Annotated in this window: 13 protein-coding genes and 1 pseudogene; 7 read left to right on the top strand and 7 right to left on the bottom strand. The window is 33.4% G+C overall.

Features of this window, described 5'->3' with window-relative positions; translation table 11 throughout:
• Positions 1-46: 46 nt before the first annotated feature.
• The 5 genes from LIX58_RS04160 to LIX58_RS04140 form a co-directional block, all read right to left on the bottom strand.
• Entirely contained in the window at positions 47-8,917 is an 8,871-nt protein-coding gene (locus tag LIX58_RS04160; protein WP_226386108.1) for a Spy0128 family protein, read from the bottom strand.
• A 336-nt stretch (positions 8,918-9,253) separates the two neighbouring features.
• Positions 9,254-9,445 carry a VraH family peptide resistance protein gene (locus tag LIX58_RS04155; RefSeq protein WP_154838334.1) on the bottom strand — a complete coding sequence of 64 codons (192 nt, stop codon included), beginning with the start codon at positions 9,443-9,445 and terminating at the stop codon, positions 9,254-9,256.
• 36 nt (positions 9,446-9,481) lie between these two features.
• A complete protein-coding gene (locus LIX58_RS04150) occupies positions 9,482-11,365 on the bottom strand; it encodes an FtsX-like permease family protein (RefSeq protein WP_126564603.1) in 1,884 nt (627 codons plus the stop codon).
• Positions 11,355-12,113: an ABC transporter ATP-binding protein gene (locus tag LIX58_RS04145; RefSeq protein WP_154838333.1), complete on the bottom strand. Its 759-nt coding sequence runs from the start codon at positions 12,111-12,113 to the stop codon at positions 11,355-11,357. Before LIX58_RS04145 ends, LIX58_RS04150 begins: the two co-directional genes overlap by 11 nt.
• Before the next feature lie 24 nt (positions 12,114-12,137).
• Positions 12,138-12,548, bottom strand: coding sequence for a YxeA family protein (locus LIX58_RS04140; RefSeq protein WP_226386107.1), 411 nt, complete (start codon positions 12,546-12,548; stop codon positions 12,138-12,140).
• Between the two features lie 423 nt (positions 12,549-12,971).
• Between LIX58_RS04140 and lepB the strand changes: the two genes are divergently transcribed.
• The 7 genes and pseudogenes from lepB (at position 12,972) to LIX58_RS04105 (ending at position 19,976) form a co-directional block, all read left to right on the top strand.
• On the top strand, positions 12,972-13,544 hold the full coding sequence (lepB, locus tag LIX58_RS04135; RefSeq protein ID WP_126564606.1) for a signal peptidase I: 573 nt from the start codon (positions 12,972-12,974) through the stop codon (positions 13,542-13,544).
• A gap of 282 nt (positions 13,545-13,826) precedes the next feature.
• A complete protein-coding gene (locus tag LIX58_RS04130) occupies positions 13,827-14,891 on the top strand; it encodes an ABC transporter ATP-binding protein (protein WP_126564607.1) in 1,065 nt (354 codons plus the stop codon).
• A complete protein-coding gene (locus LIX58_RS04125; RefSeq protein WP_226386106.1) occupies positions 14,875-15,906 on the top strand; it encodes an ABC transporter substrate-binding protein in 1,032 nt (343 codons plus the stop codon). The genes LIX58_RS04130 and LIX58_RS04125 overlap by 17 nt, the downstream gene beginning before the upstream one ends.
• A 1-nt stretch (position 15,907) precedes the next feature.
• On the top strand, positions 15,908-17,560 hold the full coding sequence (locus tag LIX58_RS04120; protein WP_154838329.1) for an ABC transporter permease: 1,653 nt from the start codon (positions 15,908-15,910) through the stop codon (positions 17,558-17,560).
• Positions 17,561-17,575: 15 nt separating this feature from the next.
• Complete coding sequence (locus tag LIX58_RS04115) at positions 17,576-18,196, top strand: metallophosphoesterase (protein WP_154838328.1); 621 nt, start codon at positions 17,576-17,578, stop codon at positions 18,194-18,196.
• A gap of 88 nt (positions 18,197-18,284) precedes the next feature.
• Positions 18,285-18,539 (top strand): hypothetical protein, encoded by a 255-nt coding sequence (locus LIX58_RS04110; RefSeq protein ID WP_154838327.1) that lies wholly within the window; start codon positions 18,285-18,287, stop codon positions 18,537-18,539.
• A 121-nt stretch (positions 18,540-18,660) separates the two neighbouring features.
• A pseudogene (locus tag LIX58_RS04105) lies at positions 18,661-19,976 on the top strand (ISL3 family transposase).
• A 20-nt stretch (positions 19,977-19,996) separates the two neighbouring features.
• On the opposite strand, the gene LIX58_RS04100 reads toward LIX58_RS04105, so the two are convergent.
• Complete coding sequence (locus tag LIX58_RS04100) at positions 19,997-21,715, bottom strand: ABC transporter permease/substrate binding protein (RefSeq protein ID WP_154838461.1); 1,719 nt, start codon at positions 21,713-21,715, stop codon at positions 19,997-19,999.
• Entirely contained in the window at positions 21,708-22,925 is a 1,218-nt protein-coding gene (locus tag LIX58_RS04095) for a quaternary amine ABC transporter ATP-binding protein (RefSeq protein ID WP_154838462.1), read from the bottom strand. The genes LIX58_RS04100 and LIX58_RS04095 overlap by 8 nt, the downstream gene beginning before the upstream one ends.
• Positions 22,926-23,148 lie beyond the last annotated feature (223 nt).

The raw sequence follows: 23,148 nt of genomic DNA, 5'->3' as shown, positions 1-23,148 counted from the left end.
CTAAGAAGAGCAAAGTCTTCTTAGGTCTTTTGGCAGTTAAAGGAGATTATTTATCTTCTTTTTTTCTTCTTCTACCAAATAATAAGATGCTACCTAAACCTGCAAACATTGTAGCTAATAATGGTGCGTTAGTGTTAGTTTCTTCGCTACCAGTTTTAGGAAGATGTTTAGGTTTATTTGGTTGTTCAGGTGTAGGTGGCACGTGATGTGTCGGTGGTACACCTGGTGTTTTAGGTGGAACCGGTGGTTTACCCGGATGATGTGGCGGATGAACCGGTGGCTTACCTGGATGACGTGGTGGGCAATATGGTGGTTTGTCAGGTTTTGGTGGTACTGGTGGTTTAACTTTATTGTTAAACTCAGTATCATCTAATCCAATTGCTTTACCACCTGTACTGATGTAACTTACTTTCGCTTGTAAGTCACCTGTAGTTGGATTTTCAGTTACAACTACAGTAGCTACGATTGACATTGTATCGTAGTCGATATTTTGGTCTGTACCCACTTTTTCAGTGATTAGGTAAGAGTAAGTTCCTACTTTATCGAATTTAATTGGTAAGAAGTTCACTTTACCATTAACATCGTTTGTTGCTAATTGAACTGGGTGATCAGGACTATTTAAGTCAGTTAAGATGAATGTGTAATCTCCACCTTTAAGTTGACCACCTTCAAGTTTCTTAGTCACTTTGAATTCGAATTTTGCTGGTACTGGTTTGACTTTGTTAATACGTTTTTCAGTTGTTGGTGGAGGTGGTACCTCATTGCCACCTTTAACTGGGTTAAAGAATTGAACAGATTGGTTAGCCACGTTAGTGATGTCTTTATTAGCTTTAGCATCATTTCTAATTACACCAACAATGTCAAATTTGTAGTAACGTCCAAATGGCATTTGTGCGTTATCAATCACATGGTCTTTTACTAAGTTTTCTTTAGTAGTTGCTGTGATGACACCATTTGTATCAACAATATCGAATAAGTGAGTCACATCTTGGCCAGTAACACCGTCATAAGCTTTAATGTGCTGTATAGCTACGCTTGATTCATCGTAATCATCAGTAATACCTAATTTATTAATTTTATTCGCTTCAGTTAATTTCGTAGTATCTAACCATACTTGGTAAACGATTTTATCTCCACGATTTAATGCTTTTGTATTAATATTTTCAGGTTCATTGTTACTTGTTTGATCAGCGTATGGGTTTTTATTTGTATCAGCGTATTTATTCGCTAACTCACTATCATCGTCTAATAATTTCTTACCAGTTAAGTCGAATTTTTCAACTGATAAATCAAATTTCTCAGGTTGTACCACTGGTGTTGGCGGTACTGGAGGTTTAACTGTGTTGTTAAATTCAGTATCATTTGCACCAATAGATTTACCACCTGTACTGATATATTTCACAGCTGCTTTAAGATTACCTGTAGTTTCATCTTTAGTTACATTAACGTTAACTAAAATGTTCATTGCATCGTAATCTACATTTGCATCTGTTCCAACTTTTTCAGTAACAAGGTAAGAATGTGTACCTACTTCTTTATATTTCATTGTTGAGAATTTCACAATACCATTCGCATCATTTGTTACTTCTTGAACGACTTGGTTAGGATTATCCAAATCAGTTAATACGAATGTGAAGTCTCCACCTTTAAGTTGACCACCTTCAAGTTTCTTAGTCACTTTAAGTTCGATATCAGCTGGTGCTGGTTTTACTTTGTTTACACGTTTTTCTGATGGTGGTGGAGGTGGTACCTCATTGCCACCTTTAACTGGATTGAAGTATTGAACAGATTGGTTCGCAATGTTAGTGAAATCTTTTCCAGCTACTGCGTCAGCTTTCACTGTACCGACGATATCAAATTTATAGTAACGTCCAAATGGCATTTGTTCGTTATCGATGACATGATCTTTCACTAGGCTTTCTTTAGATGTAGCTGTGATAACACCATTATTGTTAACGATGTCGAATAAGTAAGATACATCTTGACCAGTTACGCCATCATAAGCTTTGATACTTTGTACATCTACGCTAGACTCATCGTAATCATCAGTAATACCTAATTTATTGATTTTATTCGCTTCAGTTAATTTCGTAGTATCCAACCATACTTGGTAAACGATTTTATCTCCACGGTTTAGTTCTTTCGTGTTGATATTTTCAGGTTCATTATTATTAGTTTGGTCAGCGTAAGGGTTTTTATTTGTATCAGCGTATTTATTCGCTAATTCGCTGTCATCATCTAATAATTTATTACCAGTTAAATCGAATTTTTCGACTGATAAATCAAATTTTTCAGGTTGATATACCGGTGTTGGCGGAACTACTGGTGGCGGTGGAGTAATTGTATTGTTGAACTCAGTATCGTTTGAGCCAATAGAATTACCGCCTGTACTTACATAGTTCACATGTGTTTTTAAGTTGCCAGTAACTTCGTCTTTAGTTACATCAACATTAACGATGATTGACATTGTATCGTAATGAACGTTAGCTTCTGTACCAACTTTTTCAGTTACAAGGTAAGAGTGCTTACCTACTTCGTTATATTTAATTGGTAAGAATTTTACATTACCATTTGCATCGTTAGTAGCTTGTTGAACTGGTTGATCAGGATTTTCTAAATCAGTTAATACGAATGTAAAGTCGCCACCTTTAAGTTCTCCACCTTCAAGTTTCTTAGTGACTTTAAGTTCGATGTTCGCTGGTTCAGGTTTCACTTTATTGATACGTTTTTCAGTTGATGGTGGAGGTGGTACTTCATTGCCACCTTTAACTGGGTTAAAGAATTGAGCAGATTGGTTAGCTACGTTTGTAATTTCTTTTCCGCCAACTGCATCAGCTTTAACAGTACCAACGATATCAAATTTATAGTAACGTCCAAATGGCATTTGTTCATTATCAATCACGTGATCTTTTACTAAACTTTCTTTAGTAGTCGCAGTGATTACACCATTATTGTTAACGATATCGAATAAATGAGTCACATCTTGACCAGTTACGCCATCATAAGCTTTGATATCAGAAACTTCTACGCTTGATTCATCATAATCATCGGTAATACCTAATTGATTAATTTTGTTAGCAGCAGTTAATTGAGTTGTGTCTAACCATACTTGGTAAACGATTGTGTCACCATGGCTTAATGCTTTTGTATTAATATTTTCAGGTTCATTATTATCAGTTTGATCAGCATAAGGGTTGTTAGCTGTATCAGTATATTTGTTTGCTAATTCACTATCGTCGTCTAATAATTTATTACCAGTTAAATCAAATTTCGGAACAGATAAATCGAATTTTTCAGGTTGGAAGTGTGGTGTTGGTGGTACTGGTGGAATAACAGTGTTATTAAACTCAGTATCGTTTGCACCAACAGATTTACCGCCTGTGCTTACGTATTTAACGTTTGTTTTTAAGTTACCAGTAACTTCGTCTCTAGTTACCTCTATGTTAACTGCGATAGTCATTCTATCGTAATCCACATCAGTTTCTGTACCTACTTTTTCAGTTACAAGGTAAGAATGAGTGCCAACTTCATTATATTTAATTGGCAAGAATTTCACATTACCATTTGCATCGTTAGTAGCTTGTTGAACTGGTTGTTCAGGATGATCTAAATCAGTTAATACGAATGTGAAGTCTCCGCCTTTAAGGTCTCCACCTTCAAGTTTCTTAGTGACTTTAAGTTCGATATTAGCTGGTTCAGGTTTCACTTTATTAATACGTTTTTCAGTTGTTGGTGGAGGTGGTACTTCATTGCCACCTTTAACTGGGTTAAAGAATTGAGCAGATTGGTTAGCTACGTTTGTAATTTCTTTTCCACCGACTGCGTCAGCTTTAACAGTACCAACGATATCAAATTTGTAGTAACGGCCAAATGGCATTTGAGTACTATCGATGACGTGGTCAGTTACTAAACTTTCTTTAGTAGTTGCTGTGATGATACCATTTTCATTCGTAATATCGAATAAGTGAGTCACATCTTGACCAGTTACGCTATCGTAAGCTTTAATATCGCTTACTTCAACAGTTGTTTCATCGTAATCATCAGTAATACCAAGTTTATTAATCTTATTCGCTTCAGTTAATTTCGTAGTATCTAACCATACTTGGTAAACGATAGTATCTCCACGATTTAATTCTTTCGTGTTAATATTTTCAGGTTCATTATTATCAGTTTGATCTGCATATGGATTGCTAGCTGTATCAGCATATTTATTTGCCAATTCGCTATCATCATCTAATAATTTGTTACCTGTGATATCAAATTTTTCTACTGATAAATCGAATTTTTCAGGTTGGAAGTGTGGTGTTGGCGGTGTTGGTGGTACAAAAGTATTATTGAACTCAGTGTCTGCCGGTGCAACAGATGTTGCAGTAAGGACATGTAAGTCTTTCGTTACATTCACTGTTACAGTGGCTTTCATTGTATCACTTGTAACACCTACTTCTGTACTTGGTACTTCTTCAACAGTGTAAGTAAATGTTTTACCAGCATCTGCATTTGTATAAGTAGGACGTTTACCATCTACAAATGTAAATGAGATTTTACCTTCTGCATTATTAGTACCAGTCGCAATGACTTCGCCATTCGCATCTTTCATATTGAATTGGAATTCTTGATCTTTTAAGTCGCGACCTGTTAATGCTTTAGTGAATTCTACATCAAAGTTTAATTCTTTAGGTGCAACATAGAAGTTATCGAATTCAGTGTCATCAGGTGTAATGACAGTAGCTTCGTAGTTACCAGTTGTGCTATTTTTCGTTACATTTACTGTAACTGTTGCTTCCATAGGATCATAGTCGATATTACTATCTGTGCCAGTTACCTCTTTAACGGTATAAGTATGAAGTCCTTCTTCGTTGTAAGAAATTTCATCGAATGAAACTTTGCCGTCTTTGTTAGTAACGGTTTGAATTACTTCACCATTTTCAGAAAGTGTGAATTGGAATTCACCGTCAGTCAATGCTTTACCAGTTAACACTTTAGTCAATTCAATTTTCGCTTTTATAGGTGTTGATGTGAATAAGTTATTGAACTCAGTATCTTTAGGTGCAACAGATGTTGCAGTAAGAACATGTAAGTCTTTCGTTACATTCACTGTAACAGTTGCTTTCATAGGGTCGCTAATCATACCTTGTTCATCACTAGGCACTTCTTCCACAGTATAAGTGAATGATTTACCAGCATCAGCATTTGTATAAGTAGGACGTTTACCATCAACAAATGTAAATGTGATTTCACCAGCTGCGTTGTTAGTACCAGTCGCAATCACTTCACCGTTTGCATCTTTCATATTGAAGTGGAATTCACCATCTTGTAATGGACGACCAGCTAGTTCTTTAGTGAATTTAACACCAAAGTCTAATTCTTTTGGTTTAACGTAGTAGTTGTCGAATTCAGTATCGTCAGGGTTAACGATGACAGCTTCTAAACCACCAGTTGAAGGATCTTCAATTACATTGACTAATACTACGGCTACCATCGGATCATAGTCGATATTTGTATCAGTACCAACTACCTCTTTAACATTGTACATATGCATGCCTTTTTCAGTATATGTGAGGTTGTCGAATACTATTTTACCGTTTTGGTTTGTCACAGTTTGAATGACTTCATCATTTTCAGAAAGTGTGAATTGGAATTCACCGTCAGTTAATGCTTTACCAGCTAAAGTTTTAGTCAATTCAATTTTCGCTTTTATAGGTGTTGATGTGAATAAGTTATTGAACTCAGTATCTTTAGGTGCAACAGATGTTACTGTAAGTACACGAAGACCTTGGTCTTCAGATTTTGTTACATTAACGGTAACAGTGGCTTTCATAGGGTCACTTGTAATACCTAGTTCATCACTTGGCACTTCTTCCACAGTATAAGTGAATGATTTACCAGCATCTGTATTTGTATAAGTAGGACGTTTGCCATCAACAAATGTAAATGTAATTCGTCCATTTTCATTGTTTGTACCTGTGGCAATGACTTCGCCAGCAGCATTTTTCATGTTGAAGTGGAATTCGCCATCGCGTAAAGGACGACCAGCTAAATCTTTAGTGAAGTCCACGTCAAAATTTAATTGTTTAGGTGCAACATAGTAGTTATCAAATTCAGTATCTTGAGGATTGTCAACGATTGCTTCAAGATTATGTGTAGATGGATCTTCGATAACGTTAACGTTTACAGTTGCCACCATTGGGTCATAATCGATGTTTGCGTCTGTGCCTCTAACTTCTTGGATAGTGTAAGTATGGTTTCCTTCACTACTATAAGAAATATCTTGGAATGTTACCTTACCATTTACATTTCTAACTGTTTGAAGTACTTCTCCATCTTCAGAAAGAGTGAATTCAAAAGCGCCATCTGTTAATTTTTTACCTGCTAATACTTTAGTGAACTCAATTTTTGCTTTAGCAGGAGTAGGTGTATAAACGTTATTGAATTCAGTATCTCTAGGTGCTACAGAAGTTACAGTGAGCACATGTAAGTCTTGGTTTTGAGTTTTAGTAACATTAACAGTTACTGTAGCTTTCATCGGATCGTAAGTTACGCCTTGTTCGCTACCAGGCACTTCTTCAACTGTATAAGTGAAAGTTCTACCTGCGTCAGTATTTGTGTAAGTAGGACGTTTACCATCGATGAATTCAAAGTTAATTTGACCTTGAGCATCATTTGTACCTGTGGCAATGACTTCACCAGCAGCATTTTTCATATTGAAATGGAATTCGCCATCAGTTAATGGACGACCAGTTAAATCTTTAGTGAAATGTACATCAAAATTTAATTGTTTTGGTGCAACATAATAGTTTGTAAATGCTTGGTTCCCATCAGTATCAGAATTATAAGCATAAGCTACATTTGATTTTAAGACACCGTTTTCTTCAGTGACTGTAACTGTTGCAGTCACTGTTAAAGGCTCAGCATCATAATCTGGACTTAAGTTAGTTTTATTTTCAGTTATTGTATAAGTGTACGTACCTGGTTTAGTAAATGAAATTTTATCAAACGTTACCGAACCGTCTGCTGCATTTGTTTTAGATTGAGATGCAGCTGGGATGGCTGGTGAATTTGGTCCAGCTACGATATTGAATGTAAATTGTCCATTAGTTAGTTGCCCGCCTGGTAAAGAAGTATTACGTTTAACTACTTTTCTAGCAGATAATGTTACCTCTACTGGTTCAATCTTAGTGTAATAGTAGATAACAGGGTGTGCTTTCGTTAATAAGTTTTGTAAACGGAAGTTACTACCACGACCTACTTGAACACCTTTAATTGTTTGGTCAGGTACGAAAACGTTACCTACCGCACCATCACCTTGGCTAGCGTCAAGAATTTTAAATGGTTTAGAATAACCAGGAATCGAAATTTCCTTACCTAAATCATTCATATTTCTTTGACCAGGCTTTAATGTTGTTTCGTATACTTTGACATAATTTGTTGTATCGATACCTGTGTTTTTAGCTGATTCAGACATATGGTCCGCCGATAATGTCCAAACTTCTACGCGAGTTGTACCATCCTCTTCAACGATTTCTTTAATACGTTTAACCCCACCATTATTAGTTTCGGCATCTACGTATCTTAAACCTACTTGATAAGGACGCGTAATAGGACCAGTCATGTTAGCAGGATCTGCCATTTGATATAAATGATAGCCTTCAAATTGTCGCACGTTTGATGCATTGTATGTTTGACCATCCATACCTTTTATTACATAACGCGCAAGTTCTGTTTCAGTCTCATTTGGTTCGTATGTTTGCGCATTAACATCGGTTTTATTCGCTTGATAAGTAGGGTTGTTTTTATTTACGACACGATAGTAAGTAATTTGAGGGACAACCTCAGGCACATAGTATTGAGGGTCCGTGATTGTTGTACCTTCATTTGCTTGGTTAAATACGTCATAGATTTGCATACCACTACGTTCATTCTCTAAGCTACCTTGGTCATCTATTGCGAAACGTCCTCTGATTGTTGAAAGCGTCTTGTTAAATGAGTCTAACGTTTGTAAAAACGTAAAATTAATATGACCGTATTTCGCTTTTTTAGGATCACGTGCAGCGACAACTCTTGCTAAAGAAGTTTCACCTATTGATACAGTTCCAGGTGAATTAATACGTTTAGTTTCTACTACGGCGTTTGTTTCACCATCTACTAATTCAATCGTTACATTTTTAGAGTCATCAAATGGTTTTGATAAACGATAATAATATTTTGTATGATACGAAGCGTTAAAGTCTTTCAAGTCAGTAATCGCAAAAGTATATTGATTAGGATCTGGATTTTTTTCGAATAGTACGTTTTGTGTAGGAATTGTGTTAGGATCTTTAGCTTTTGGAATCTTAACAGGTCTACTTTGAATTGTTGCTCCATTAGGATCATCCATGTTTGGTGATGCTGTTGTAGCATTATTTTCTAATATACCTTCCGATGAGAGTGGTGCAGTAGCTGAGCGACGTGAGCGTTTATGTACTGCTGGTTGACTTGTTGTATCTGAAGCGGCTGTAATTGTATTTGTTTCAGTTTGAGGAGCAGCTTCCGTTTTTGCTTCTCTGTCTTCACCTTTAGTTGTTGAAGAAGGGGCAACTTCAGTTTTAGGCGTCGCTGAGTTATCAGCAACAGTGTTATGTTGAGTACTTGACTGTTCACTAGCTTGCACTTCAGTTGTCGGAGTTTCTGTAGCAACTGTATTATCTTTATTTGTTGTTTCAGTTTGAGAAGCCTCTTTCGTAGGTGCTTGAGTTACTGGGGCTTGAGCATCAGCATTTGCTGAGCTATTAGCCGTTGTTGATTTCGTGTTGTTAGTGTTCAATTCGCTCGCATGAGCTACATCATGAACACTCAAAATTAGAAACGTTCCTAATAAGACAGAACCAGTACCGACTGTGAACTTTCTAATAGAGAATTTCTGTTTCAAATGTTGTTTCAAATCTTGATGTCCTCCAGTATTAAATTTTAAGCTTAGGCCTAATACATATATTATAAATGAGTTAAAAGAAAATACAACATTAAAATAAAATATTTATAAGATGAGATTATAAAATTTTAATGAATAAATAAATGTTGTTTGCATGAATTATTTATATTGAAAATATAGCTTTGTAAAGGTAAGTTTATTTCATTTGAAATATATAATTTTGCCATGAAAAACTAATGATAAGGTCATTGGGAAAATGTCATTATTAAGCACTACATAAAAATACCAAGAGAAGCAGTTGAATCTACTCCTCTTGGCATTTAAATACTAAAATCATTCAATTTTAATTTAATCATTCTTTTCTTCGTAGCGTTTTAAGAAGTAACCGCCACCAAGTAAACCAACTGGAACACCGACAATCGGCGTCGCAACACTACTTAAAATAAAAACGATAAGAACTAGCATGAAACCGTTAAACCAATTCACTTTTAAACTTAATAAATCTTCATAGGATTTATGAATTAATTCTTTAATGTTCATTTAGATACCTTCTTTCTTTACGTTTGACCAAGCACCTTAGATAGATTGTTTGATAATGCGATTAGCATGCACGAATGAAATAGCTGCAAAGATAAGGTATACCAGTGAATAAATAACCATGACAACTAGAATTGCTACTGGTGCGTATTCGCCAACGAATTTCATGAAGGCCATAGCAGCAAATAGTGCGTGTAACAATGCGACAATTAGTGGTAAACCAAAGTTGAATAGAATCTTCATTGCTAAACCTTTCATCATATCAGTGTGTGTAAAACCGATACGTCTTAAGATACGGTAATTATTCACTTCATCTTCTGTTTCATCCATCTGTTTAATATAGATGATACAGCCTGCCGCAATTAAGAATGCAAGTCCTAAGAATGAAGAGACAAACATTAATATACCCATATTTTCATCAATCAATTTTTTGATTTCACTTTGAAGAGGAACTTGAGGATATATTTTTTTAGCTATCTTTTCAGCTTTAGGAAGATCATGCTTATCTTTAATATTGATACCGTATTGATGCATTATTTTATCTTTTGATTTTAAGGCTTGATAATTTTCTGGACTTACTTTTAGTACTGGACCACCCATTGAAGCATTGCCTGGGATGATTCCAGAGTCATCTTTTTTATCGACATGGAATGTTTTTTTCGTCTTACCAATAAGTGTAATATCTTTGTCTATATGAACATCTACCATACCTTCGATAGGGCCTTGTAAGTTCGTAATAGTCGCATGATTGCCCTTAATATTTTTATCTGGCGTTATTCCCATTTCAGCATGTGAAAAATCATCATCCGTTTTACTTGTTAACACATCATTTTTACCCATGCGCATATTCGCACTTTCATAATGTTTCTCATCATAATTAATATGACGTTGATCTAAAGAATGTTTTAACTTTTCTGCTGAACTTTTTTGAGCAAAGTTAATATCTTGTGGTGCCATAGATTGGATTGAATAGTCAGCATTAGCTTTGCTTACTACGCCGAAACATAGGACTGTTACTGTTACTGCTGAAATAACTGCGATAACTGTTAATGACATCGCATTTTTCTTCATTCGGTGCATAATTGATGATGTGAAGACGACATCTGTAATAGATACGCGTCCATGTTTAGCTTTCTTAAGGGATTTAAAGATTATTGAAACAGAGCTTCTAAAGAAGAGATAAGCGCCTACTACAGTTAAGAATAGAATAATAAATGGTGTAAGTAAGCTCATTGTTAATTGTCTAAACGTACCAAACAGCTCAGTAGACATGTAATAACCAAATGCAATCATCACGATGCCTAGAATACCTGCAACTAATTCGGCCGGTGTAATCTTAGCTTTTGTTGCTTCAGTCTTCGTACTATCCTTCATCATTGTAAGGATAGTTCTTCTTTTTAGGAAAAGGGAGTCCTGAATAATAATCAAGATAAATGCAAGTACAAGCATTAAGATAGTTTGAATTAACGCAGGTAGCTCAAATCCGATGGCTACATGGACCGATAAATGCATCATCTTAACTAGTATATTGAGTAAGCCAACTGACACTAAAGTACCAATGAGAATGCCAATGATGCCAGTTATAATGAAAAATGTTAGTTGTTCAATGGCTAACATTCTTAAAATATTGCCACGCGTTAGCCCAATTAATTGAAATAACGCAAATTCACGTGTACGTCGCTTAATAAATAAGTGATTTGCATACATTAAGAAAACAATGATAATAATGAATAAAAATACAGAGCCGACTTTAGCGCCATTACGAATAATCCCAGGTGATTCACTACTATTTAAACTATGTGTATATTGCAAAGTGACAAAGCTAAAATACAAAATAATACTGAGCACTAAAGAGAATAAATAAAGTGCATAGTTCTTTATATTACTTTTTAAATTTTTGAGCGTAATTTGATTAAACGTCATTTGCGACACCACCTAGGGATGACTGTAATTGAATAATTTCCTTATAATAATCTTGTTTAGATTTATTCTGTTGATGAATTTCTGAATGAATATTACCGTCTTTTAACATAATAACGCGCTCAGAGAAACTAGCTGCTGAAGGATCATGCGTAACCATGATGATAGTACTATTGAATTTTTTGTTCATTTCTTCTAAGCGATTTAATAAATCTTTCGCACTTTTAGAATCTAGAGCTCCGGTTGGTTCATCGGCAAATATAATAGAAGGTTTGTGTACAAAGGCACGCGCTGCAGCGGTACGTTGTTGTTGCCCACCTGAAATCTCACTTGGGTATTTATTGCTTAAATCATAAATGCCGAGCGCTTCCGTCACTTCTTTATAATGTTTCTCCATATCGTCCTTACTTACTTTTTGAACAGATAACGGTAACATAATATTTTCTTTAACGGTTAAAGTAGGAAGAACACTGTAATCTTGGAAAATGAACCCAAGTTCCTTTTTACGAAATTGAGCTAATTTTTTATCAGATAATTTATTAATTACATTGCCATCGACTTCTACAGTGCCACCAGAAATACTGTCAATTGAGCTAATCACGTTTAAAAGCGTTGTTTTACCTGAGCCAGAAGGCCCCATGATTGCTACAAATTCACCTTTTTCTACTGAAAAGTTAATATCATTAAGTGCTTTGAATTTTTGTTTACTTCCATATACTTTAGATAAATGATTCACATTTAAAATTGTCATTGTTGCAACGCTCCTTATCTGATTTTATAGTTTTTCTTTAGCTTTATTAGGAATATCTGATTTTTTAACTTCTTCATATGAAGTAATAGTATGTGATTTTTCTTTTACAACTAGATAATGATCTGTTTTTAATTTTTTAGGTGCTGTATATTCAATTTTTTTAGATTTACCATCTTTTGTGTAGCCTTTTTGATTGTAATGATAGAGATAAAAGTCTTTTTCTTTATCTAACGTTTCAACTTTTGATGGTTTTTGGGTTTTAACATAATATGCATATGTTGGTGCTAGGGGGTTGAGTTTATTCCAATCATTGACTGAACGATTATTAGGATGTTTATCTGAATATGCATTTAATCCGAATAGTCCTCCTACAGCAATAATTGCAATAATAACGACTGCAATTAGAATATTTCTTAATGTTTTCAATATCCTCACTCCTTTTTCTATTACATTTATAATTGTAGGAGTGTTGCGTTATCACTGCCTTTATCTAATCTTACAAAGTAGGAGCCATATCTTACGGATGTGAAAGGTTAGATTATTTTTTGGAAAAATAAGTAGTTGGGCATTCTTAAAAGTGACAACTTGAATAGTAATCATGTAAGAGGTTTGTTACTATGAAGCCATCGAGACAATAGAGAGGAAATCATATATAAATCTCAAGGATTTTATGATGAGAAGATGTTCTATTTTGACTGACAAAAAATGTGGTCGCAGGACACTATGTGAAACATACATATTTTCCAAAAGAAGATGGAAGTCAAGAACGTTATCATATTTAAAAATAAGTGAAACGACTTTGCAATGAATTTGTGATAAAGTAAATTATGTTTATAAAAGATGATAGGCGGGGTTAACTTGAAAAAAGAAATAATTGAATGGGTCGTAGCCATTGGTGTAGCCCTCTTAGTAGTGGGGCTAGTATGGAAATTTATTGGTGTTTCTTATACCGTATCAGGTTCTTCCATGTATCCAACGTTCCAAGACAGAAATAAAGTAATCGTAAGTAAAATTTCAAAATCATTAAATCATATCGATAATGGAGATGTCGTGGTCTTTCATGAAGATGCACAACGCGACTTTATCAAACGTGTCATCGGTACACCTGGTGATAAAGTAGAATATAAAAAAGATCAATTATACGTAAATGATAAAAAAGTATCTGAACCGTATTTAGATTACAATAAAAAGCACAAACAAGGTGAATACTTAACAGGTACATTCAAATCTAGCCAACTTGAAGGTGCTAATGGAGAAACTAAAATTCCTAAAGACAAATATTTAGTTTTAGGAGACAATAGACAAAATAGTGTGGATAGTCGCTTCCCAGAAGTCGGTTTAATCGATAAGAAACAACTTGTAGGTAAAGTTGTATTAAGATACTGGCCGTTCAATGAGTGGAAAGCAAATTTTAATCCAGGTACATTTTAATAATATAGGAAAAGTTGCTTAATGCGTTATTGCGCGTAAAGCAACTTTTTTATGAAAACTGTTATGAAGGCGTGTTTATAGGTAGTTATTGTCATTATATTGATTGAAAAGCTGTTTAATTCGAGAAGAGAATTAAACAGTTTTTCTTTTTCACGAACTATTATATAGATTAAATCTATTTAAACTTCAATTTTTTATAAATTTTTTTGATATACATTAATAATATATTCAATTAATATAAACAACCTTTTTTTATAGTAAATATTGAAAAGAGGTGAAAAGATGACATTAGAGTTAGTAAATATTAAAAAATCGTTTGATAAAAAGAATGTAATTAAAGATGTGAGTTTAACAATTGAAAATGGAAAGTTTGTTTCTTTATTGGGAGAATCGGGTTGTGGTAAAACGACGTTATTACGACTCATAGCAGGGCTAGAAAAACCTGACTTCGGAAAAATCATACATGACGAGAATACATACTATTCTACAGAAAATAAACGTTTCATTTCTCCAGCAAATCGAGATTTAGGGATGGTATTTCAAGATTTTGCTTTATGGCCTCATATGTCCGTATTTCAAAATGTAGCCTATCCGTTAAAAGTAAAAAAAGATACAAAAAATTTAAAACAACGTGTCATGGATGCTTTAAAAGAAGTTCATCTAGAAGAACATTGGGACAAAGCGATTCATCAGTTATCTGGAGGACAACAGCAACGTGTCTCATTAGCACGTGCTATTATATCGCAGTCAAAATTGATTTTAATGGATGAACCTTTATCTGCACTTGATGCCACTTTACGAGAAGATATGCAAATACTCATAAAACGATTAATTAAAGAAAATAACATGACAGCTATATTTGTGACTCATGACCAAAATGAAGCCATGACAATGTCTGATGAAATTATCGTACTATCTCAAGGTCAAATTATTCAAAAAGGTTCGCCGGAAAACCTATATTACCATCCAAAATCTAAAAAAATCGCTACATTTATTGGAAAAGGTACATATATTGAAGGAGCTATAGATAATCAATATTTCAAAACGTTGGATGATTTTAAATTTGAAGTTCCTAATTCATTAAAAAGTGGCGAATGTGGCGTACTTGTACGTCCAGAAAATATTAGTATTTCAAAAAATGAAAAATCGCTACCAGCTACAATAGAAAACATTCAATTTACAGGAGAACGTTATCAATATTTAGCTCGCATTAATAATACAAAAGTTATGTTTTACGATATTAAATCTTATGCAAAAGATACACAAGTTAATTTAGAGTTTAACATTCCAGAAAATTATTTTATTTATTCAAATTCGGAGGAGAATAAAGATGAAGCACGTTACTAAATATCTTTTTTTATTACTTGCATTAGTTGTCGTTTTAGCCGCATGTCAAAATAAACCTGAAAATAGTAATAGTAGTGATGATAAATCGAAATCATCTAGTAATGGAAAAGGTAAGCTTGTTTTATATGCAGCTGGACCTGACAACTTAGTTAAAGATATGGTCAAAGAGTTTGAAAAAGAAACAGGAAAGAAAGTAGAAGTCTTCCAAGGTACAACAGGTGAGGTGTTAGGACGTTTAGAAGCTGAAAAAGATAACCCAAAAGCTGATGTTGTACAGCTTGCTTCTTTACCTGCAGCTTTAGATTATAAAAAGAAAGGTTTAATTGAACCTTATAAAGTTAAAAATCATAACAAGTTATACAAGGACTGGATTGATAAAGACGGTTATTATTACGGATTTAGCGGTAGTGCTTTAGGTATGTCTTATAATACTAAAAATGTTAAAAACCCTCCTAAAGATGATAAAGATTTAACTAAGTCACAATATAAAGATAAGATTGCAATACCTGACCCATCTGAATCTGGTACAGCTTTAGATTTATTATCTATTAAAGTAAATAATGAAGGAAATAAAGCATGGGATGAATATAAAGCATTAAAAAACAATGGAATGAAATTAGCTGGGGCTAATAAGCCAGCATTAGAATCGGTTATTAAAGGTGAAAATGACGTTGTATATGGTGGCGTAGATTATATGGTTTATGCAGCTAAAGCTAAGGGAGAACCAGTTGATATTGCTTATCCTAAATCAGGTACTGCTATATCTCCACGACCTGCATTTATTTTAAAATCTTCATCTCATAAAGAATTAGCAAAACAATATATGGATTATGTAACAGGTTCAAAAGGACAAAAACAAGTAGACGATCACTATTTAATTCCAGCAGATAAGTCAGCAGAAAAGAAAAAAGATAAAGCAAAACGAGCAGATATTAAAGAATTTAAATATGATTGGAATAATTTAAGTGATAAAAGTGAGAAAGTATTAAAACAATTTACGGAATTGATGAGATAGAATGAATAGCAAATTAATAAATAGATTTAATCAGATTTTAGCATTCATTGTATTATTTATTTTAATCATCATGCCTTTATGTCTCATACTGTTGAAAGGCTTTGTTCCAGAAGGTGATCAAACATTTTTTGATCACCTTAAACAACTGGGACAATCGTACCATTTGAAGATATTATTGAATTCCATTCTATTAGGTGTTTCTGTAGTCATTTTATGTACGCTCATTGCCCTTCCTTTAAGCTATATTATGACTAAAACGACTTTAGCAAAACACCAATGGTTGGATTTATTAATTATGGTGCCGTTTATGACGCCTCCCTATATTGGATCAATGGGATGGATGCTTACGATGCAACGAAATGGGTTGCTAGAACAAATTAGCCCTATTTTCTCTCATATGACGCCTTATTTTTTCAGTTTTTTTGGGATGGTACTTATTATGAGCTGTCACTTGACGCCATTTTTATATATTATTTTAAAAAATGCGCTTATGAATATTCACCAGTCTCAAGAAGAAGCGGCTGAAATTTACGGTGGGACATTCTTTTATCGTTTTAAAAAAATTATCGCGCCATTATTTATCTCGGGTTATAGCATGGGTGCCCTATTAATATTTGTGAAAACAATAGGAGAATTTGGGACACCAGTTACAATGGGTAATCGTATAGGGTTTAGAGTACTGACTTCTGAGATTCATCATAGTGCGTCAATATGGCCGATTGATTTTCAAAGAGCAGCGTTATTATCAACCTTATTATTAGCTGTAAGTATGTCGGTATGGGCTTTTCAACAATGGTTTCAGACTAAAACGAATATCAACTCTAGTTCTGGAAAAGGTCGGAAAATTAAAATTCATCAATCAAGTAAATGGAATATATTATGTTACGTATATGTGATTTGTGAACTGATCGTAACGATTGTTTTACCTTATGCGAGCATCTTCGCTAACGCATTTATGAAAAAGATGTCGCAAGGATTTCATTTAAATAATTTTACAATTCAACATTTTATTGATGTTTTATCGGGCAATGGAAGCATCGCACTATTTAATAGCTTTTTATTGGCTACAATATCAGCCACATTAGCGAGTTTAATTGGCTTATGGGTTGTATTGATTACAGAAAGAGGGAATACGTTAGGTCGCTTTATAGATTTTACAAGTTTATTACCTAATACAGTACCAGGGATTATTGTAGTAATCGGTCTGATACTTTTTTGGAATAATAAATACAATGTATTACCTATCTACAATACGATTGCCATCTTAGCTGTTGCTTATACTGTGCTCTATATTCCATATGCTGTGCAAAATATTAAAACAGTAAATCAACAAATAAGTAAAAACTTGATTGAAGCTGCAGAAATATCTGGTAGTAAGGGATGGACATTATTTAGAACTATTACATTACCATTATTAACGCCTGGTATTCTTTCGGGATGGATTTTAATATTTTGTATTTCGATGAGGGAACTTGTTGCTTCTTTAATGTTGAGACCGCCTAATACAGATACGTCTTCTACATTTATTTATCGACAATTTGAACAAGGCGATTCTGCACAAGGGATGGCCATGGCACTTTTATCTATAGGATTAACTTCTATTATTTTAATGATACTTGAAATATATCAAAGAAAGAAAAAACGAATTGAATAAGGGGGTACAATGCCGTTGAAGAAAAGAATTTTAGCTGTTTCTGATATTCATGGCCACGTAGACTCCTTATCACAATTACTAGAGGTCACAAAATATAACTCGAAAAATGATCAACTTATCTTAGTAGGTGATTATGTGAATAAAGGCCCTGACTCAATAGGCACTTTGAAATTAGTTAAGCAATTACAAGCAGAAGGTGCCATTGTGTTAATTGGTAATCATGAAATGAGATGGTTGGAAAGTGATGAGGAACAAGCTTTAGAGTGGCGCCATTTTATTGAAGAATTGCCACATATTAAAATATTAGATAACTACATCTTTGCCCATGCAGGCATTGATACTAACAAAGATTTACAACATCAAGACCGCAGTATCGTTACGGGACATCAACCTAAGGAATTAAATTTCAATTTACCTGAAAATAAAGTTTTAGTTCATGGGCATGTACCGAATTTTAGACTTGGTTATGAAGATGACGAACTTCTTTTTGAAAATAGAATTATCGGCATAGACACTGGAGCAGGTCATGATAAATATTTAACGTTAGTAGATTTAACGAATCGAATAAAGTATTCAATTGATGTCTTAGATGAAAAGAAAGAAGTCGTTATTAAAAAATTGAGTGGAATTTTATAAGGAAACTTGATTTGGGTTCGAAATCATAAGCCTGTATAATATAAATGAAACATGGCGATAGTTAATATTTAATAAGGAGTTTCAATAAATGGACAATAAGAAGATAAATGAAGAACCAGTTTGGTGTAAAACGCTTAATTATATTTCAAATTTATTTATTTTTTTAGGTCTAATCAGTTTAATTCTTATTCTTTTTCTAGATGTGATGAAAAATATTGCTCCGGCGTTATTTATGATAGGATTTTTACTCAATATTATTCCCAATTTTTATAAGAAAAACTTTTTCATTGTATATGTAGATATATTTATCTTTGTTCTAATAATTATTATTAAAGTTTTATAATAAATTGGACTGATGGCTAAAAATCATCAGTCCAATTTTTATGTTTTGAATACAAAAATAGCGCAATTACCTCTATAATTATTAGCTACCACACCAAATAAAAAAGAAAGGTAATGCGCCTATGTGTAAGTCTATATTAAATACATTAAGAATTAAAGATAAAAATCTAAATTTTTCAGATGAAGTGACTGAGAAAAAATATAAAGGACGAAAGAGTTTGTTTTACTATGCAGAGCTTACTTATCAACCTACACATTGTGAAAACTGTTTAACTAAAAACGAAAATTTCTCTATAGTGAAAAATGGGAAGAAAACTTCAACGATTACTTTACTTAAAATTATGGAAATGCTGCTTATTTAAAGCTTCAAAAACAAAGATTTTATTGTAAAACATGTGATAGTTATTTTACTGCTAAATCTAATATTGTCGACGATTATTGTTTTATTTCTAACAAAACAAAACTTGCAGTTTTAGATAAAGCACAAGAATACCGCTCTCAAAAATCTATCGCTAAGTCATGCTTAGTATCATCAATGACTGTATCTAGAGTGATTAATCAAGCGGCAAGCGACGTAGGTCAGTCTTCTTTTGATGCTTTACCTGAACACTTAATGATGGACGAATTTAAAAGTGTTAAAAATGTAATTGGAAAAATGAGTTTTATTTATGCAGATGCTGTATCACACCGCATCGTAGATGTGGTAGCGGATCGTAAGTTAAAATCGCTGAAAGATCATTTTTATCGTTATTCTTTGAAACTAAGACAAAAAGTCAAAACTGTAACGATTGATATGTATGAACCCTATATGTCGCTAATCAAACAATTATTTCCTAATGCGAAGATTATTATTGATCGTTTCCATATTGTTCAATCTTTAAATCGAGCGTTAAATATGTCTAGAGTTCATATAATGAATTGTTATAGAACCTCTAATAGACCGCTTTACAATAAATATAAAAGTTATTGGAAACTATTTCTTAAACCTTTTGAAACGCTAGAGGCATTTAATTATCGTAAAGTCCGTTTATTTAAAGAGTGGAAAACCGAAAAAGGAATTATGAATTACTTATTAAGTGTAGACGTTGAATTATTTAATACATATCACTACGTTCATGAGCTAAGACGATTATTAAAAGAAAACCAAATAGAGAAATTTACTCATAAACTCTTTTCTATTCATCTTTCAGATGTGTGTCCTAGATTACGCCCAGTCATTAGAACTTTAAGAAGATTAACAGCTTTCATTGAAAACTCCATGATATATTCTAACCTGACCAACGGTCCGTTAGAAGGAATTAATAATAAAATCAAACTCATTAAAAGGGTATCTTTTGGTTATAGAAATTATGATAATTTACGTAATCGAATTATTATAACTTCGCGACTATTTGCCTCAACAACAAAAAAAGAGATTAAACAACATAATGTTGCTTAATCTCAATAGTATTGAAAAGTTTATTTTGTCCATTGATCTACTTTATCACGGTTATTATCAATCCATTCTTTAGTTGCATCTTTAGGATCTTTACCGTTTTCAATTTCAAGCATGATAGATTCCATATCATCTACTGACCACTTGAAATTATCTAATATTTCATAAGCTTCTGGCATATCTTTTTTAAGCCCTTTACGTGCCATTGTATTAATGTTTTCTGATTTCCCCATGGTACCTTTAGGGTCTTTTAAATATTTTAAATCATAGCGTTGGAAAATCCAGTACGGGTTCCAACCTGTAATGACAATATCTTTTTTACTTTTAATCGCACGTTTTAATTCGGCATTCATTGCGCCTGTTGACGAATTGATTTGTTTCCATCCTTTAAGGTTTGGATATGATTTCAATGTTTTATTTGTAGCTTGAACGATACCAGCGCCTGGTTCTATACCTGTAATTTTTTTGTCAGCTTGATTGTTTAAATCTTCAATTGAATCTACGTCCATATATTTTGGAACGACTAAACCAAGTTTAGCTTCACCGTCAATATGTGGACCTAGATTATCTAAGTCATCTTTATATTCATCATATTGTGCCTTATGTGTAATTGGAATCCATGCCCCTGTCATAGCATCAGCTTCGCCATTAGCTACAGCTTTCCATGTCACAGGGATGTCTAAAGAAGTCATTTTAACATTGTAGCCTTGTTCTTCTAATACTTGAGCAATAACATTTGTTGAAACTACTTGGTCGTCTTGTTGTGCATATGCTAACGTGATTGTTCCCTTACTTGAACCTACATTACTTGGTAAAAACAGTGTAATCAAGATAGCAAGTATAGCTAAAATTGCTAAAATAATACCAATAATTAATTTTTTCTTTTTAGATAATTTGTTTTTATTTGGTCGATTCATAGCTTGTGTAAAACGATCGATAATTATAGCTAAGATAACTATACCAATACCAAATACAAAGCCATTACCTACTTCTGAACGTTGTACAGCTGCTAAAACGCCTTCACCTAAACCAGGCGTACCTATCATTGAAGCAATGACTACCATAGATAGTGTTAACATGATAGTTTGGTTAATACCAGCGAAAATATTTTCTTTCGCCATAGGTAAATCTAGTTTAAATAGTCTTTGCCAAGGTGTTGAACCAAATGAATCAGAGGTTTCGACTAGTTCTTTTGAAATAGAACGAATACCTAAATTTGTCATTCGAACAGTAGGAGGTAATGAGAAAATGACTGACGCAAATACACCAGGCACCATACCTATACCAAAGAATGCAACAGCAGGTATTAAATATACAAATCCTGGCATTGTCTGCATTAAATCTAATAACGGTTTAACTATTTTTTCAACTGTGTCACTTTTAGACATAAGTATACCTAGTGGCACACCAATAATAATTGCTATCATACTTGAAATAATAACTAATGTGACCGTATTCATTAAATCGTCCCACATATCTTGATTATAGATAAACAGTAATCCGATTAGAACAAATATTGGGAAACCTAATTTACGATTAAATACGAAAAATGCAATGATAACTAATAAGGCTATCATTAAAAATGGTGGGATTGCCGTTAAGATATCAGTCATAAAGTTCATGATTGAATTACCAATTGTCTGTAAGAATGAGAATAGGCCAGAAAAGTTTTTAGTTAGCCAATCTACAATATTGTCAATCCAATTGGAAAATGGTAATTGTGAGATGAGAAAGTTAAACATTTGTTGTCACTTCCTCTCTATTATTAGAATTTGAATTTTTATTGCTCATAGCTCCTATGACACTACCACGAACAACAACACCAATAAGATGATTATTTTTGTCAGTTACTGCTAATGGCGTTGGTGAGTCATAAATGATATTAAATATATCAATGATTAGCGTATCTTTTTGTATCGTTTTTACGTTTGGTTCATAAATATCTTTTATCGAAGTGCCTTCTTCTCTCGCTTTTAATGCATTTTCAGCAGTAATGCTTCCCTTTAATTGTCGCTTACTATCTATAGCTAATAGCATACTGACTTCTTCTTTTCTCATTCTTTGTAAGGCGACATTAGGTCCTTCCGTTTCAATATTAATAGTTAACGGCGTTTCCATTATATTTTCAGCAGTGAGAATTTTAGAACGATCCACATCTTCAGTAAACTCACTAACGAAATCATTGGCTGGATTTGTTAGAATTTCTTCACCAGTACCAATTTGTATAATTTTGCCATCACGCATTAATGCAATACGATCTCCGATACGTAATGCTTCATTTAAATCATGTGTAATGAATATAATTATCTTTTTCATTTTTTCTTGTAATTTTAATAAATCATTTTGCATATCTTTTCGGATAAGCGGATCCAACGCAGAGAAAGCTTCGTCCATTAATAATATGTCTGAATCATTAGCAAGCGCTCGTGCTAAACCAACACGTTGTTGCATACCACCAGATAATTGGTCGGGATATTGATTTTTAAATGATAAGAGACCTGTATCATCTAATGCTTGTTCCGCTCGCTTTTGTCTTTCAGCTTTATTTATCCCTCTAATTTCTAAGCCATATTCAGTATTTTCTAAGATAGTTCTTTTTGGAAAAAGACCAAAATTCTGAAAAACCATATTTACCTTGGTACGACGAATTTCTCGTAATTCCTTTTTTGACATTTTTGATATTTCGTCATCGTTGATGTAAATACTGCCGGAGGTTGGTTCGATTAAACGATTAATCAAACGAATCAATGTTGATTTACCACTTCCTGAAAGTCCCATGATGACAAATATTTCCCCGTCATTAACATCAAAGTTGACATCGTAAACACCAACTGTAGCACCTGTTTGTTCAAATATTTCTTTTTTAGATTTGCCTTCTTGAACTAACTTCAATGCTTTTTGTTGTTTTCTCCCAAACACTTTCGTTAAGTGTCGTATTTTAACTTTGCTCAACTTAAAACACTCCCTATAAAACTGTTTGTACATATTTGACTGTATCATAGGAAATAAAAAAGACAACTTTATTAAAAGTAAAAATAATAAATTTCACATTATTTTAATTACTAAAATTTACAATTAATTAATATCTTGGAATGTTATTTAGAGTTAGAATTTTTAGCACAATTGTGGACACGTATTAAAATTGATATGTTTCTGGATTTTTTAATTTATTAAA

Origin of the sequence: Staphylococcus sp. Marseille-Q1834 (genome assembly GCF_916858875.1) — a bacterium.
GTDB classification, from domain to species: Bacteria; Bacillota; Bacilli; order Staphylococcales; family Staphylococcaceae; genus Staphylococcus; species Staphylococcus pragensis.
The sequence above is the reverse complement of the archived record's forward strand: the minus strand, read 5'-3'. Positions and strand labels throughout refer to the sequence as shown.

Coding starts and splice junctions, on each gene's coding strand:
- LIX58_RS04155 (WP_154838334.1), bottom strand. CDS start 9,445: ATGAACATTAAAGAATTAATTCATAAATCCTATGAAGATTTATTAAGT.
- LIX58_RS04150 (WP_126564603.1), bottom strand. CDS start 11,365: ATGACGTTTAATCAAATTACGCTCAAAAATTTAAAAAGTAATATAAAG.
- LIX58_RS04145 (WP_154838333.1), bottom strand. CDS start 12,113: ATGACAATTTTAAATGTGAATCATTTATCTAAAGTATATGGAAGTAAA.
- LIX58_RS04130 (WP_126564607.1), top strand. CDS start 13,827: ATGACATTAGAGTTAGTAAATATTAAAAAATCGTTTGATAAAAAGAAT.
- LIX58_RS04125 (WP_226386106.1), top strand. CDS start 14,875: ATGAAGCACGTTACTAAATATCTTTTTTTATTACTTGCATTAGTTGTC.
- LIX58_RS04120 (WP_154838329.1), top strand. CDS start 15,908: ATGAATAGCAAATTAATAAATAGATTTAATCAGATTTTAGCATTCATT.
- LIX58_RS04110 (WP_154838327.1), top strand. CDS start 18,285: ATGGACAATAAGAAGATAAATGAAGAACCAGTTTGGTGTAAAACGCTT.
- LIX58_RS04100 (WP_154838461.1), bottom strand. CDS start 21,715: ATGTTTAACTTTCTCATCTCACAATTACCATTTTCCAATTGGATTGAC.